Origin of the sequence: Neorhizobium sp. LjRoot104 (genome assembly GCF_964253725.1) — a bacterium.
In the GTDB taxonomy this organism is placed as follows: Bacteria; Pseudomonadota; Alphaproteobacteria; order Rhizobiales; family Rhizobiaceae; genus Neorhizobium.
This window is the reverse complement of record NZ_CAXURS020000001.1, coordinates 3,556,303-3,570,569: the sequence shown is the minus strand read 5'-3', so window position 1 is coordinate 3,570,569 and position 14,267 is coordinate 3,556,303. Positions and strand designations below refer to the sequence as shown.

Genomic DNA, 14,267 nt, shown 5'->3' with positions numbered 1-14,267 from the left:
GGCGGTCCGAAAGGCCGCCTTTTTCTTTTGGCGGTGGTCGTCTCGGCGGTGGTTATCGTTGTGGCCGGATGCCCGCTTGTATGTGCCGCGCCATCTTGTTAGCGCTGGTGGGTGGAGGAACGCGATGATCGACAAGCTGGAATTCTTCATTGCGCTTGCGCGCGAAGGCCATTTCGGCCGCGCGGCGGAGGAGTGCGGCATTTCGCAACCCTCGCTATCGGCCGCGATCCGACAGCTCGAGGAGCAACTCGGCGTGCAGCTGGTGGTGCGCGGCTCGCGCTACCAGGGCCTGACGCCGGAAGGTCAGCGCGTGTTGGAATGGGCAAAACGGATTGTCGGCGATGCGCGCACGATGCGCGAGGAAATGCGCGCCGCCCGCAAGGGCCTTGTCGGCCATATCAGGCTGGCGTCGATCCCGACGGCGCTGGCGATGATCCCCAGGTTGACCGAGCCCTTCCAGGCCAAGCACCCGGAGGTAACCTTTTCCGTCGTCTCGCGCAATTCCCTGCAGGTGCTTTCCCAGCTCGACAATTTCGAGATCGACGCGGGCATTACCTATCTCGACAACGAGCCGCTGGGGCGGGTGACGAGCGTGCCGCTCTATGCGGAGCGCTACAATCTGGTGACCGCCGAAGGGGCGCCCTATGCCGACCGGGACAGCGTCACCTGGAAGGAGATGGCCGATCTTAGGCTCTGTCTATTGACGCCCGACATGCAGAACCGCCGGATCATCAACCAGCATCTCGCGGAGGCGGGGGTGACGGTGAAGCCGATGCTCGAATCGAACTCGATGGTGGTTCTTCTATCGCATGTGGGGACCGGGCGCTGGGCGAGCATCATGCCGCGCAACGTGGCGCGATCATTCGGGTTTGCAAAAGAAATCAGGACTATCCCGATCGTCGATCCGGAAGCCACGCATATCGTCGGGCTTGTCGCGACCCATCGCGAGCCGTTTACGCCGCTCGTTTCGGCCCTGCTTCACGAAGCGCGCAGCCTCACTCCTGCCGCCATGGCTTGATAGTTTTTTTCTATCGCGTAACCGATCTCCTTTATTGACGGTTGAGATATCGGTTGCGACATTCCATTCCCAGTAGGCGAAGTACGATTGTCGGACAACTTCGTCAGCTTTCTGATCCGCATAGGCGCGGGTGGCGCCGGCGCCACAACGCCTGAAAGCGGATCAGCCGGGAGGCTATGACATATGAATATGCGAATTTCCGCGGGTGAATTCACCGAGCGGTCGCTTCAGATCATCAGGGATCTGAAGCATCTGGAAGGCCCGATGCTGCCGATCCTGCATGCGATCCAGGCGGAGTTCGGTTACGTGCCGGACGAGGTGAAGCCGGTCATTGCCAGCGAACTCAACCTGTCGCGCGCCGAAGTGCATGGCGTCGTCACCTTCTATCACGAATTCCGCGACCACCCCGCCGGCCGGCATGTGCTGAAGCTCTGTCGCGCCGAAGCCTGCCAGTCGATGGGTAGCGACCGCATCGCGGATCGCGCCCGGCAGCTTCTCGGCATCGACTTCCACCAGACGACGCTCGACGGGGCGGTGACGCTGGAAGCCGTCTACTGTCTCGGGCTCTGCGCCTGCGCTCCCGCCGCGATGCTCGATGGCGACGTCTACGGCCGCGTCGACGAGCTCTGTCTTAGCGAAATCGTTGCGGAGGCACGCCGATGACGGTGACGATTTTCGTTCCGCGCGATGCCGCAGCACTGGCGCTTGGCGCCGAGAAGGTGGCGAAGGCGATGGCCCAGGAGATCGAGGCCCGCGGGCTCGATGCCAAGATCGTCCGTAACGGTTCGCGTGGCATGTTCTGGCTGGAGCCGCTGGTCGAGGTGCGTACCGAACACGAGCGCATCGCCTATGGTCCGGTGAAGGCCGGCGACGTCAAGGGGCTGTTCGACGCCGGTTTCCTGGAAGGTGGACAGCATGCTTTGCACCTCGGCCCGACCAAGGACATCCCCTTCCTGCGGCAGCAGACGCGGCTGACTTTTTCCCGCTGCGGCGTCACCGATCCGCTGTCGCTCGACGACTATCGCCACTATCAGGGCTTCAAGGGTCTCGAAAACGCGATTGCCATGACGCAGGCGCAGATCGTCGCCCAGGTCACCGATAGCGGCCTTCGCGGCCGTGGCGGCGCCGGCTTCCCGACCGGCATCAAATGGAAGACGGTGATGGATGCGGCGGGGCCGCAGAAGTACATCGTCTGCAATGCGGATGAGGGCGACAGCGCCACCTTCGCGGACCGGATGATCATGGAAGGTGATCCCTTCGTGCTGATCGAGGGCATGATCATTGCCGGCATCGCGACGGGCGCCACCAAGGGTTATGTCTATATCCGCTCGGAATATCCGCATGCCATCGCAACGATGACAGAGGCCGTCGAGATCGCCCGGGCCGCCGGCATTCTCGGCCCGTCGGTGATGGGCTCGATGCATGCCTTCGACATGGAGATCCGCTCCGGCGCCGGCGCCTATGTCTGCGGCGAGGAGACCTCGCTTCTCAATTCGCTGGAAGGCAAGCGCGGCATCGTGCGCGCCAAGCCACCATTGCCGGCGCTGCAGGGATTTCTGGGCCGTCCGACGGTGGTCAACAACGTCATCTCGCTTGCCTCCGTACCTGTGATCATGGATCGCGGGGCTGCCTTCTATCGCGATTTCGGCATGGGTCGTTCGCGTGGGACGATCCCGATCCAGATCGCCGGCAATGTCAAATATGGCGGCCTTTACGAAACTGCCTTCGGCCTGTCGCTCGGCGAGATCGTCGATCATATCGGCGGCGGCACCGCGACCGGCCGGCCGGTGAAGGCGGTGCAGGTGGGCGGACCGCTGGGCGCCTATTTCCCGAGGGCGCTGTTCGACACGCCGTTCGACTATGAAGCTTTTGCCGCCCGGGACGGGCTGATCGGCCATGCCGGGATCACCGTGTTCGACGATTCGGCCGACATGCTGAAACAGGCGCGGTTCGCGATGGAGTTCTGCGCCATCGAAAGCTGCGGCAAGTGCACGCCCTGCCGCATCGGTTCGACCCGTGGCGTGGAGACGGCCGACAAGATCAGGCAGGGCATCGAGCCTGAGAAGAACAAGGCACTGCTGGCGGATCTCTGCAACACGATGAAGTTCGGGTCGCTCTGCGCGCTCGGCGGGTTCACGCCCTATCCGGTGATGAGCGCGATGAACCATTTCCCGGAGGATTTTTCTCCGGCTCCGATGGTGGAGGCTGCCGAGTGATGGACGCTCCTATCTTTGCTCCCGCGTTCAATTTTTCCAGCAAGGAGACACACAATGTCCCTCGTTCATGAAATCGACTACGGCACGCCGGCCTCGCGCTCCGAAGCCCAGGTCACCCTCACCATCGACGGCCGCGCCATCACCGTGCCGGAGGGCACCTCGATCATGCGCGCCTCGATGGAAGCAGGCATAAAGGTGCCGAAACTCTGCGCCACCGACATGGTCGATGCCTTCGGCTCCTGCCGCCTCTGTCTCGTGGAGATCGAAGGGCGCAACGGAACGCCGTCGTCCTGCACCACGCCGGTGATGCCGGGCATGGTGGTGCACACCCAGACCGGTCGGCTGAAGGATATCCGCCGCGGCGTGATGGAGCTCTACATCTCCGACCACCCGCTCGACTGTCTCACCTGCGCCGCCAACGGGGACTGCGAATTGCAGGACATGGCCGGCGCGGTGGGCCTTCGCGACGTTCGCTACGGCTATGAGGGCGAAAACCACGTCCGCGCCCGCAACGATGGCGCGATCAATGCCAAGTGGATGCCGAAGGACGAATCGAATCCATACTTCACCTATGATCCCTCGAAATGCATCGTCTGCTCGCGCTGCGTGCGCGCCTGCGAAGAGGTGCAGGGCACGTTCGCGCTGACGATCGAGGGCCGTGGTTTCGAAAGCCGTGTTTCGCCCGGTGCTCACGAACATTTCCTCGATTCCGAATGCGTCTCCTGCGGCGCCTGCGTGCAGGCCTGCCCGACCGCGACGCTCACCGAAAAGTCGGTCATCGCGATCGGCCAGCCGGAACATTCGGAAGTCACGACCTGCGCCTATTGCGGCGTCGGCTGCTCGTTCAAGGCGGAAATGCGTGGCGAGGAACTGGTGCGCATGGTGCCGTGGAAGGATGGCCAGGCGAACCGCGGCCATTCCTGCGTCAAGGGGCGCTTCGCTTACGGTTATGCGACCCACAAGGACCGCATCCTCAACCCGATGATCCGCGAAAAGATCTCCGATCCGTGGCGGGAAGTGACCTGGGAAGAGGCCTTTTCTCACGTGGCTTCCGAATTCCGCCGTATCCAGTATCAATACGGCCGGGATTCGATCGGCGGCATCACCTCGTCGCGCTGCACCAACGAGGAGACCTTCCTCGTCCAGAAGCTGATCCGCGCCGGTTTCGGCAATAACAATGTCGATACCTGCGCCCGCGTCTGCCATTCGCCGACCGGCTACGGCCTCGGCCAGGCGTTCGGCACCTCGGCCGGCACGCAGAATTTCGACTCGGTCGAGCATACCGATGTCGTCATCGTCATCGGCGCCAACCCGACCGACGGGCATCCGGTGTTCGGCTCGCGCCTCAAGAAGCGGCTCCGTCAGGGCGCAAAACTGATCGTCATCGATCCGCGCCGCATCGATCTCGTCAAGACGCCGCATGTGGAGGCCGATTATCACCTGCCGCTGCAGCCTGGCACCAACGTGGCCGTGCTGACGGCGCTGGCGCATGTCATCGTCACCGAAGGCCTGTTCGACGAAAAGTTCATCCGCGAGCGTTGCGACTGGTCCGAGTTCGAGGACTGGGCCGGTTTCGTCGGCGAAGAGCAGCACAGCCCGGAGGCCACCGAAAAGTTCACCGGCGTGAAGCCTGAGCTGGTCCGTGGTGCGGCCCGGCTTTTTGCCAAGGGCGGCAATGGGTCGATCTATTACGGCCTCGGCGTCACCGAGCACAGCCAGGGTTCGACGACCGTCATGGCGATCGCCAACCTTGCCATGGTGACCGGCAATATCGGCCGCCCGGGCGTCGGGGTGAACCCGCTGCGCGGCCAGAACAACGTCCAGGGCTCCTGCGACATGGGCTCGTTCCCGCATGAACTGCCGGGTTATCGCCATATCTCCGACGACGCGACCCGGGACACTTTCGAAAAGCTGTGGGGCGTGACGCTCAACAACGAACCGGGCCTGCGCATCCCGAACATGCTGGATGCCGCCGTCGAAGGCACGTTCAAGGGCATCTACATCCAGGGCGAGGACATCCTGCAGTCCGACCCGGACACCAAGCACGTGTCGGCCGGTCTCGCCGCGATGGAATGCGTCGTGGTCCACGACCTCTTCCTAAACGAGACCGCCAATTACGCGCATGTCTTCCTGCCGGGTTCGACCTTCCTCGAAAAGGACGGCACGTTCACCAATGCGGAACGCCGCATCAACCGCGTCCGCAAGGTGATGAGCCCGAAGAACGGTTATGCCGACTGGGAAGTCACCCAGAAGCTGGCGCAGGCCATGGGGCTCGCATGGAATTATGCGCATCCGTCGCAGATCATGGATGAGATTGCCGTATCGACGCCGAGCTTCGCGCTGGTTTCCTATGACTATCTCGACAAGATGGGCTCGGTTCAATGGCCGTGCAACGAGGCGCATCCGGTCGGTTCGCCGATCATGCATGTCGATGGGTTCGTGCGCGGCAAGGGCAAGTTCATCCGCACCGAATATGTGGCGACCGACGAACGCACCGGGCCGCGCTTCCCGCTGCTGCTCACCACCGGCCGTATTCTCAGCCAGTACAATGTCGGCGCCCAGACCCGGCGCACCGAGAACGTCACCTGGCATGCGGAAGACAGGCTGGAAATCCATCCGCACGACGCGGAACAGCGCGGCATCAAGGAAGGCGACTGGATCAAGCTCGCCAGCCGTTCGGGCGATACGACGCTGCGCGCGCTGATCACCGACCGCGTGGCGCCGGGCGTGGTCTACACGACCTTCCATCACCCGAACACGCAGGCGAACGTCATCACCACCGACTTCTCCGACTGGGCGACCAATTGCCCGGAATACAAGGTGACGGCGGTGCAGGTGTCGCCCTCCAACGGCCCGACCGAGTGGCAGAGCGATTACGACGAACTGTCGCGGCGGTCCCGGCGGATTGCGGGGAAGCTGGAGGCGGCGGAATAGTGTCTGTCGGCGCGCGCCATACCCCCCCTCTGCCCTGCCGGGCATCTCCCCCTCAAGGGGCAGGGCAATCGCATATGGGTGCGAGGCGGTGCGGCATTCTTAACCCTCCCCCTTGTGGGGAGGGTGGCCGGCAGGCGGGCGGGGTTTTTATACTGGGCGAAGAAGACCCCTCCCCAACCCCTCCCCACAAGGGGGAGGGGCTCCACGCGCCGCCGTACGTTCCATATGCAATCGCCCTCCCTCAAGGGGGGCATCCTTGCTCCAACGTCCAATGACTGAATTCAAAACCACCGCCATAGCCCCCGAAATCACCCGCCGCAACGGCGTGACCCGTGCCGGCTCGCGGGTGGTGCCGGAGGAGGTGCCGATCGCCTTTTCCTATGGCGGCTCCACCCATGCGGTGATGATGGGTACGCCGGCGGATCTGGAAGATTTTGCGGTCGGGTTCAGCCTGACGGAAGGCATCATCGCTTCCGTGGCGGAGATCGAGAGCATTTCCGTTGTCGAGGAGGGGGTCGGCCTCGATGTCCAGGTAACGCTTGCCGGGGACAAGGAAGATGCGCTGCGCGCCCGCCGGCGGCATATGGCCGGGCCAGTGGGATGCGGTCTCTGCGGCATCGAATCGATCGAACAAGCCATGCGCCCGGTGCCGGATGTTTCCGTGGTAACAATGGCGCTCAGCCCGAAAGAGGTGAGCGAAGCGGCTGCGGCGCTCAACAGTGCGCAGCCGCTGCATCGGGAGACCCATGCGGTGCACGGCGCCGGTTTTTATCTGCCGGGCAAGGGGCTCATCGCCGTGCGGGAGGATGTCGGCCGCCACAATGCGCTCGACAAGCTTGCCGGAGCGGTGACCCGCGAGGGCGTCAGGGGATCGGAGGGCGTCGTGGTCGTCACCAGCCGCATCTCCGTCGAGATGGTGCAGAAGACGGCGATCCTCGGCAGCCCCGTGCTGATCGCCATTTCAGCCCCCACGGCGCTTGCCATCCGTACGGCGGAAGCGGCTGGCATGACCCTCATCGCGCTGACGCGCGGCGAGGATTTCGAAATCTTTACGCATACCGATCGCATAACCCCTGGAGTTGTCGCCGATGTCGCATGACCAAAGCCCCGAGCAACTGGTGCTCGACAAACTGGTCCGGATGGCCAACCAGATCGCCACCTTCTTCCTGTCGCAGCCGGAAAAGGTGCGGGCCGAAGGCGTCGCGACGCATATCAACAAGTTCTGGGAGCCGCGCATGCGCCGGCAGTTTTTCGAGCATCTCGACAATGGCGGGGCAGGGTTGCTGCCGCTCGTCATCGAAGCCTCGGTGCTGATCCGCCGGCCGGAGGCCAAGGTGGGATCGGGCGTCGGCGTCGGGCAGGATGCGGCGGAAGGGGCGCCGGGCGGCAAAGGTCCCGCTGAAGGAGAATCGCTTTCCGAACCAAGCATTCCGGAGAGCGCCGCATGAATTCATCCGTCCGGCAGGTAAGGGGCCGGAAGGTGGGATAGAGCCTAGCCATCATCCGAGGGAGGATATTTTAAATGGCAATCGCAGGAACGACGAACGAGGACCTGACAGGCAATGTCGGGTTCCTCGATAGGGAACGTATTATCGCAAAACCGGGTTTCAATCGCTGGCTCGTGCCGCCGGCAGCCTTGGCCATTCACCTTTGCATCGGCATGGCCTACGGCTTCAGCGTCTTCTGGCTGCCGCTGTCCCGCGCCCTGGGTAGCACACAGGATCCGTCCTGCGCCAGTCTCAATCTCGTCTCGGCCCTGTTCACTACAAGCTGCAACTGGCGTGTGGCGGACCTCGGCTGGATCTATACGCTGTTCTTCGTGCTGCTCGGCTGCTCGGCCGCGATCTGGGGCGGCTGGCTGGAACGGGTCGGTCCGCGCAAGGCCGGTTTCGTTTCGGCCTGCTGCTGGTGTGGCGGCATTATCGTCGCGGCGATCGGCGTCATGACCCACCAACTGTGGCTGATGTGGGTCGGCGCCGGCGTCATCGGCGGCGTCGGCCTCGGTCTCGGCTACATTTCGCCGGTCTCGACGCTGATCAAATGGTTCCCCGACCGCCGCGGCATGGCGACCGGCATGGCCATCATGGGCTTTGGCGGCGGCGCGATGATCGGTGCTCCGCTCGCCAACCTGCTGATGAACTATTTCAAGACCGATACCTCGGTCGGCGTCTGGCAGACCTTCATCTGCATGGCGGTGATCTACTTCTGCTTCATGATGGGCGGTGCCTTCGGTTATCGCATCCCGCCGGTCGGCTGGCGCCCGGAGGGCTGGACGCCTCCGGTTTCCAAGACGACGATGATCACCACCAGGCACGTTCATCTGCGGGACGCGCATAAGACCAAGCAGTTCTGGCTGATCTGGGCGGTGCTTTGCCTGAACGTTTCGGCCGGCATCGGGGTTATCGGCATGGCGTCGCCGATGCTGCAGGAAATCTTCGCCGGATCGCTGATCGGCCTGCCGAACCTGACCTTCTCGCAGCTCGATGCGAGCCAGAAGGCGCAGATCGCGACGATCGCCGCCGGTTTTGCCGGGCTCCTGTCGCTCTTCAATATCGGCGGCCGCTTCTTCTGGGCGTCGCTCTCCGACAAGATCGGCCGCAAGAACACATATTATACGTTCTTCGTGCTCGGCATCGTGCTCTATGCGCTCGCTCCGACACTTGCCGACATGGGCAACAAGGCGCTCTTCGTGCTCGCCTTCGGCATCATCCTGTCCATGTATGGCGGCGGCTTCGCCACCATCCCCGCCTATCTCGCGGATATCTTCGGCACCCAGTTCGTCGGCGCCATCCACGGCCGTCTTCTGACTGCCTGGGCGACGGCCGGCATTCTCGGTCCCGTCGTCGTCAACTACATCCGCGAAGCGCAGCTGACTGCGGGCGTGCCCGCCGGGCCGGCGCTCTATACCGGCACGATGTACATCCTCGCCGGCATGCTGGTTCTGGGTCTGATCGCCAATGCGCTGGTCCGGCCGCTTTCCGACAAATGGTTCATGTCGGACCACGAAGTCGCTTCGCTGCAGGCAAAGACGGCAGCCGCGAATGCCGGCCCAACCGGTTCCTTCGGTATCGGCACCGGTGGTCTGGATGCCAAGGCGGCGCTTGCCTGGGCCGTGGTCGGCGTCCCGCTCCTCTGGGGCGTCTGGGTGACGCTGAAGAGCAGCCTGGTTCTGTTCGGCTGACATTCATCGAAAAGGAACGACAAGGGAGGGCGGCCTGTGCCGCCCTCCCTTTTTGTCTCGCACGGAAATGTGAAGATAAAAACGGAGGCGGCTCCGATTGACGCCAAGGGAATCCGGACTAGATTGCGTTGCGGAGCCCGAAGCCGTTTTCTCTTACGGGACGCACGCGCCCGCGTGCCAGATCCGGCTCCAAACGACTGCTTATATCGCTTCATATCTTCAGTGCACACGGGAGTTCTCCATGCGCTACAATCAATTGGGCAATACCGGTCTTTTCGTCTCCGAACTCTGCCTCGGCACGATGACCTTCGGCGAGAACCAGACGGGGGCCGTCTGGAGTGCCGTAGCCGGTCTCGATCAGGACGCCGCCGACAAGATCGTCGGGCGCTCGCTGGCCGCCGGCATCAACTTTATCGACACTGCGAATGTCTATTCCGAAGGCCGGTCGGAGATTATCCTCGGCCAGGCGATCAGGAACCTCGGCGTGCCGCGCAAGGATGTCGTCGTCGCCACGAAATTCTATGGGCAGATGGGCGGCAAGCCCAACGATCGCGGTGCCTCGCGCGGCCATATCATGGATTCGGTCGAGCAGAGCCTCGAGCGGCTGCAGATGGACCATATCGATCTCTATCAGATCCACGGCACCGATACGGTGACGCCGATCGACGAGACGCTCAGGGCGCTCGACGATCTCGTATCGCGCGGCCTCGTCCGTTACATCGGCCTCTCCAACTGGGCGGCCTGGCGAATGGCGAAGGCGCTCGGCATTTCCGAACGCAAGGGTTATGCCCGTTTCGAGACGGTGCAGGCCTATTATTCGATCGCCGGCCGCGACCTTGAGCGCGATATCGTGCCGCTGATGCAGGAAGAGAAGCTTGGCCTGATGGTCTGGTCGCCGCTCGCCGGCGGGCTGCTCTCCGGCAAATACGGTCCGGGCGCTCCGGGCAACGGGGAAGGCCGTCGTGCCAACTTCGATTTCCCGCCGGTCGACAAGGATCGCGCCTGGGCCTGCGTCGCTGCGATGCGTGAGGTTGGCGCCAGGCACGGTGCGAGCGTCGCGGAAGTGGCGCTGGCCTATATTCTGGCGAAACCGTTTGTGACGAGCGTCATCATCGGCGCCAAGCGGCTGGAACAGCTCGATGAAAATTTGAAGGCCGTCAAGCTGAAGCTCGACGCGGAGGATATGGCGAAGCTCGACGAGGTAAGCGCGCTGGCGCCGGAATATCCCGGCTGGATGCTGGCCCGCCAGGGAGCCGGGCGCCGTCCGGCCCCGTTCGAGCCGAAGGAGTAGTCACGAAAGAGCCCGCGGCGGTTTGAACGCTGCGGGCTTTGAAGTCAGGTGGCGGCTTGGAGATCTTGCTGGGGCCAACCGCCTTGGCCTTGAGGTCGGATGCGCAGGCGCTTCTTGACCCCGTTATCGCACAATCAGGCAGCCAGGTCGTCGGCTTCGGTGCCCTTGAACATCTTCGCGAGGTTCAGGAAGCAGATCATGCCGTTTTCGTTGGCGATGATGCCTTCGGAGAAAGACTTGTCGAACGACGCGGAGATTTCCGGAACCGGCTGAACCTGGCTCGAGGGGATCGTCAGGATGTCCGAGACCCGATCGACGAGCATGCCGATGACCATGTTGTGGACTTCGGCCACGACGATGGCGCTGCGCTCGTTGGCAACCGTGCTCTTCATGCCGAGCTTGTAGGCAAGATCGATGATCGGGATCACGGAACCGCGAAGGTTCATGACGCCGATGACATCGGCCGGGGCGTGCGGGATGGGCGTCGAAGGGGCCCATCCGCGGATTTCGCGGATCGTCGTCGTCTTGACGCAGAATTCCTGGTCATGGAGACGGAAGGCGATGATTTCCAGCGTTTCGCCGCTGTAGCTTGTGGAGTTGATCGTCGTAGCCATCAGAATTCTTCCCAACTATCCGTTGCCTGAGCGGCAGCGGCGGCACCCGTTGTGGTCCGCGCGACCGTTGCCATGAGTTTGCGTGCCGGCGATGCAACGGGTCGTGCATCAGGTCGCGCTATTGCAATCTTATGCGAAGAATGTTGCGCAAATCTAAATCGCGCCAGGAGATCTCGCAGGGTTTCGGCTTCGCGCGCTAGGCTGTGGCTGGCGGCGGTGGTTTCCTCGACCATGGCAGCGTTCTGCTGCGTGTTCTGGTCCATGGAGTTCACGGCCTTGCTGATCTCCTTGATGCCCGTGGACTGTTCCCGGGCGGCCTCGACGATCGCTGAAACATTGCCGTTGATCTCTTCCACCTGGGACATGATCTCATCGAGCGCCTTGCCGGTTTCGTCGACGAGGGTGACGCCCCGCTTCACCTGTTCCGAGGAGGTCGAGATCAGCGTCTTGATCTCCTTGGCGGCGCTGGCGGAACGCTGGGCGAGTTCGCGGACTTCCTGGGCGACGACCGCGAAGCCCTTGCCCGCCTCGCCGGCGCGTGCCGCCTCGACACCCGCATTCAGCGCCAGCAGGTTTGTCTGGAAGGCGATCTCGTCGATCACGCCGATGATGTTGGAGATTTCCCGAGAGGAACTCTCGATCTGGCCCATCGCGCTTACCGCGTTGCGGACCACGGCGCCGGAATGTTCGGCGCTTTTTTTCGCGCGCGAAACCAGACCGCCGGCTTCCTCCGCGCGCTTGGCGCTGTCGGTCACCGTGCGGCTGATTTCTTCCAGCGCCGCGGCAGTCTCCTCGACCGCCGCTGCCTGCTGTTCGGTGCGCTTGGCAAGGCTGTCGGAAGCCTGGCGAATCTCGCTGGAGCCGCCCGCAATGCCCACGGCATTCTCGCCCACGGTGCCCATGGCATCCGCCAGCTTTGCGATGGCGTCGTTGAAATCGGTGCGGATCTGTTCGAGCGTCGAAATAAAGGGCTTTTCGATCCGGACGGTCAGGTCGCCGTTGGAAAGGGACGTCAAACCACCGGCGATGTCATCGACGGCACGAACGCGCTCGGTGATATCGGTCGCAAACTTGACGACCTTGAAGACGCGGCCGTCGGCGTCGAAGATCGGGTTGTAGGAGGCCTGGATCCAGGTCGTCTTGCCGCCCTTGCCGATGCGTTTGAATTCGGCAGCGATCGCTTCGCCGCCGGCAAGCTTCTTCCAGAATTCGGGATATTCGGCGCTGTTACGGAAGGATGCTTCGCAGAACATGCTGTGATGTTTGCCGACGATCTCGGACAGCTGATAGCCGAGACAGGCGAGGAAATTCTCGTTGGCGGTCAGGATGTCACCCGTCGGAGTGAACTCGATGACAGCCTGGGTGCGCGAGATGGCGTTGATCTTGCCCTCGTCCTCGGCCGATTTGAGTTTTGCGGCGGTTATATCGGTCGCGAACTTGACGACCTTGTAAGGCTTGCCGCCGGAGGTCACGGGATTGTAAGAGGCCTGGATCCAGATCTCGCGGCCACCCTTGCCGATGCGCTTATAGGCAGCGGCATCGTAACGGCCGTTGCCGAGGTTCGCCCAGAAATCCCTGTAGGCCTGGGACTTCACGTAGGCGGGGTCGCAGAACATGCTGTGATGCTTGCCAACGATTTCGGAGAGCGTGTAGCCAAGCGTCTTGCAGAAGTTCTCGTTGGCCGTGAGAACCTTTCCGGACAAATCGAATTCGATAATGGCCTGCGAGTTGTTGAGCGCTGCAAGTACTGCTTTCGCATCAGCGCCTGGAAGTGAAAGTATTGACATCTGGCTGCCTGCCCCCCGTCTATAAGGTCCCTAACTGGCTCAATTTGCCAGCTGCCTCATGAGATAACTACCTCGACGCCGGGACACTGAGTCCCGCTAAAACTAGCATTGAGGGATTAACGGGAGGTCAATAACTCGATTTCGGGGCGTTTGTGGAAACTACGTACCTATTTGCATTTTGTCAAAGCCAGATGGGGTGAATAAACCCTGGGTTTATATTGTATCGGCGGAGTATATATTCTGATTCTTACTGAGAAGATTCTAATCAACAATTCATACGGGTGTATGCCGCGTGTCATGCCGAGCGGGTGGGACGATCGAGGACGCGTCGGCCGAAAAGGCTTGCCGTCAATTCCACCATGATTCGGGCACTCTTGCCGCGGTCGTCCAGAAACGGATTGAGTTCGACGAGATCGAGCGATGCGACGAGCCCCGTATCGTGGAGCATCTCCATAATCAAATGCGCCTCGCGGAAGGTCGCGCCGCCCGGCACAGTGGTGCCGACACCCGGCGCAATGTCCGGATCCAGGAAATCGACGTCCAGGCTGACATGGAGAAGACCATTGGCGGCGTTCACGGCCTCGATGACCTGGCGCATGATCGCGGCAATGCCGTGTTCGTCGATGGCGCGCATGTCGAAGACGTTGACGCCATGATCGGCGATGAGTTTCCGTTCGATTTCATCAACGGAGCGTATGCCGATCTGGAAGACGTTTTTTGGATCGACCGTGGGCCGGGCGCTGTCGAGAATCGGCGCGAATTCCGCCTGGCCGGTGAAGAAGGCGACCGGCATGCCATGGATGTTGCCGGAAGGCGAAGTCTCGGGCGTGTTGAAATCCGTATGGGCATCGAGCCAGAGAACGAAGAGCGGCCGGCCGATCTCGGAAGCGTAACGCGCCATGCCCGGCACGCTGCCCATGGAAAGGGCATGGTCGCCGCCCAGGATTACCGGAATGGTGCCGGCCTTGGCCGTTTCATAAGTCCGGGTCTCGAGCGCGCGTGTGAACGCGGCCACGACCGGCAGGTTTTTTGCGTCGCTTCTGTCCTGCAGGTCATCTGCGGGTTGCGGGCGCAGGTCACCATTGTCGATCACCCGGAAACCGAGCCCTTCCAGCGCCTTGACGATGCCGGCAAGCCTGAAGGCCGCGGGACCCATGGCGCAGCCGCCGCGACCGGAGCCCTCTTCCAGAGGGACGCCGATCAATGTGATGTCTTTGGAGGTCATG

Annotated in this window: 11 protein-coding genes; 8 read left to right on the top strand and 3 right to left on the bottom strand. The window is 62.5% G+C overall.

Translation table 11 applies throughout. The features are described 5' to 3' along the window. Positions 1 to 124 precede the first annotated feature (124 nt). From ACSQ8R_RS17645 to ACSQ8R_RS17610, 8 genes are all read left to right on the top strand, one after another. Complete coding sequence (locus tag ACSQ8R_RS17645) at positions 125 to 1,018, top strand: LysR family transcriptional regulator (RefSeq protein ID WP_113128564.1); 894 nt, start codon at positions 125 to 127, stop codon at positions 1,016 to 1,018. A 183-nt stretch (positions 1,019 to 1,201) separates the two neighbouring features. After that, entirely contained in the window at positions 1,202 to 1,681 is a 480-nt protein-coding gene (locus ACSQ8R_RS17640; RefSeq protein WP_436254575.1) for a formate dehydrogenase subunit gamma, read from the top strand. Continuing rightward, positions 1,678 to 3,234, top strand: coding sequence for a formate dehydrogenase beta subunit (locus ACSQ8R_RS17635; protein WP_436254574.1), 1,557 nt, complete (start codon positions 1,678 to 1,680; stop codon positions 3,232 to 3,234). Before ACSQ8R_RS17640 ends, ACSQ8R_RS17635 begins: the two co-directional genes overlap by 4 nt. A gap of 54 nt (positions 3,235 to 3,288) precedes the next feature. Then, on the top strand, positions 3,289 to 6,168 hold the full coding sequence (gene fdhF / locus ACSQ8R_RS17630) for a formate dehydrogenase subunit alpha (protein WP_436254573.1): 2,880 nt from the start codon (positions 3,289 to 3,291) through the stop codon (positions 6,166 to 6,168). A 271-nt stretch (positions 6,169 to 6,439) separates the two neighbouring features. Then, positions 6,440 to 7,267 (top strand): formate dehydrogenase accessory sulfurtransferase FdhD, encoded by an 828-nt coding sequence (gene fdhD / locus ACSQ8R_RS17625; RefSeq protein WP_436254572.1) that lies wholly within the window; start codon positions 6,440 to 6,442, stop codon positions 7,265 to 7,267. Continuing rightward, the gene (locus ACSQ8R_RS17620; protein WP_436254571.1) at positions 7,257 to 7,616 is read left to right on the top strand and encodes a formate dehydrogenase subunit delta; all 360 of its coding nucleotides are present in this window, start codon (positions 7,257 to 7,259) and stop codon (positions 7,614 to 7,616) included. Before fdhD ends, ACSQ8R_RS17620 begins: the two co-directional genes overlap by 11 nt. A gap of 74 nt (positions 7,617 to 7,690) precedes the next feature. Further along, on the top strand, positions 7,691 to 9,349 hold the full coding sequence (locus tag ACSQ8R_RS17615; RefSeq protein ID WP_436254570.1) for an OFA family MFS transporter: 1,659 nt from the start codon (positions 7,691 to 7,693) through the stop codon (positions 9,347 to 9,349). Between the two features lie 241 nt (positions 9,350 to 9,590). Then, positions 9,591 to 10,640, top strand: a complete 1,050-nt coding sequence (locus ACSQ8R_RS17610) for an aldo/keto reductase (protein ID WP_436254569.1) — start codon at positions 9,591 to 9,593, stop codon at positions 10,638 to 10,640. A 134-nt stretch (positions 10,641 to 10,774) separates the two neighbouring features. On the opposite strand, the gene ACSQ8R_RS17605 is transcribed toward ACSQ8R_RS17610, so the two are convergent. The 3 genes from ACSQ8R_RS17605 to rocF all read right to left on the bottom strand — a co-directional run bounded on the left by ACSQ8R_RS17605 (position 10,775) and on the right by rocF (position 14,266). Beyond that, the gene (locus tag ACSQ8R_RS17605) at positions 10,775 to 11,254 is read right to left on the bottom strand and encodes a chemotaxis protein CheW (protein ID WP_038546443.1); all 480 of its coding nucleotides are present in this window, start codon (positions 11,252 to 11,254) and stop codon (positions 10,775 to 10,777) included. After that, the gene (locus ACSQ8R_RS17600; protein ID WP_436254568.1) at positions 11,254 to 13,041 is read right to left on the bottom strand and encodes a methyl-accepting chemotaxis protein; all 1,788 of its coding nucleotides are present in this window, start codon (positions 13,039 to 13,041) and stop codon (positions 11,254 to 11,256) included. The genes ACSQ8R_RS17605 and ACSQ8R_RS17600 overlap by 1 nt, the downstream gene beginning before the upstream one ends. A gap of 295 nt (positions 13,042 to 13,336) precedes the next feature. Then, entirely contained in the window at positions 13,337 to 14,266 is a 930-nt protein-coding gene (gene rocF, locus ACSQ8R_RS17595; protein ID WP_436254567.1) for an arginase, read from the bottom strand. Between the last annotated feature and the right edge of the window lies 1 nt (position 14,267).

Excerpts from the sequence above, each read along its gene's own strand:
- ACSQ8R_RS17645 (WP_113128564.1), top strand. The coding sequence starts at position 125 with ATGATCGACAAGCTGGAATTCTTCATTGCGCTTGCGCGCGAAGGCCAT.
- ACSQ8R_RS17615 (WP_436254570.1), top strand. The coding sequence starts at position 7,691 with ATGGCAATCGCAGGAACGACGAACGAGGACCTGACAGGCAATGTCGGG.
- ACSQ8R_RS17635 (WP_436254574.1), top strand. The coding sequence starts at position 1,678 with ATGACGGTGACGATTTTCGTTCCGCGCGATGCCGCAGCACTGGCGCTT.
- ACSQ8R_RS17620 (WP_436254571.1), top strand. The coding sequence starts at position 7,257 with ATGTCGCATGACCAAAGCCCCGAGCAACTGGTGCTCGACAAACTGGTC.
- ACSQ8R_RS17600 (WP_436254568.1), bottom strand. The coding sequence starts at position 13,041 with ATGTCAATACTTTCACTTCCAGGCGCTGATGCGAAAGCAGTACTTGCA.
- fdhF (WP_436254573.1), top strand. The coding sequence starts at position 3,289 with ATGTCCCTCGTTCATGAAATCGACTACGGCACGCCGGCCTCGCGCTCC.
- fdhD (WP_436254572.1), top strand. The coding sequence starts at position 6,440 with ATGACTGAATTCAAAACCACCGCCATAGCCCCCGAAATCACCCGCCGC.
- ACSQ8R_RS17610 (WP_436254569.1), top strand. The coding sequence starts at position 9,591 with ATGCGCTACAATCAATTGGGCAATACCGGTCTTTTCGTCTCCGAACTC.
- rocF (WP_436254567.1), bottom strand. The coding sequence starts at position 14,266 with ATGACCTCCAAAGACATCACATTGATCGGCGTCCCTCTGGAAGAGGGC.
- ACSQ8R_RS17640 (WP_436254575.1), top strand. The coding sequence starts at position 1,202 with ATGAATATGCGAATTTCCGCGGGTGAATTCACCGAGCGGTCGCTTCAG.
- ACSQ8R_RS17605 (WP_038546443.1), bottom strand. The coding sequence starts at position 11,254 with ATGGCTACGACGATCAACTCCACAAGCTACAGCGGCGAAACGCTGGAA.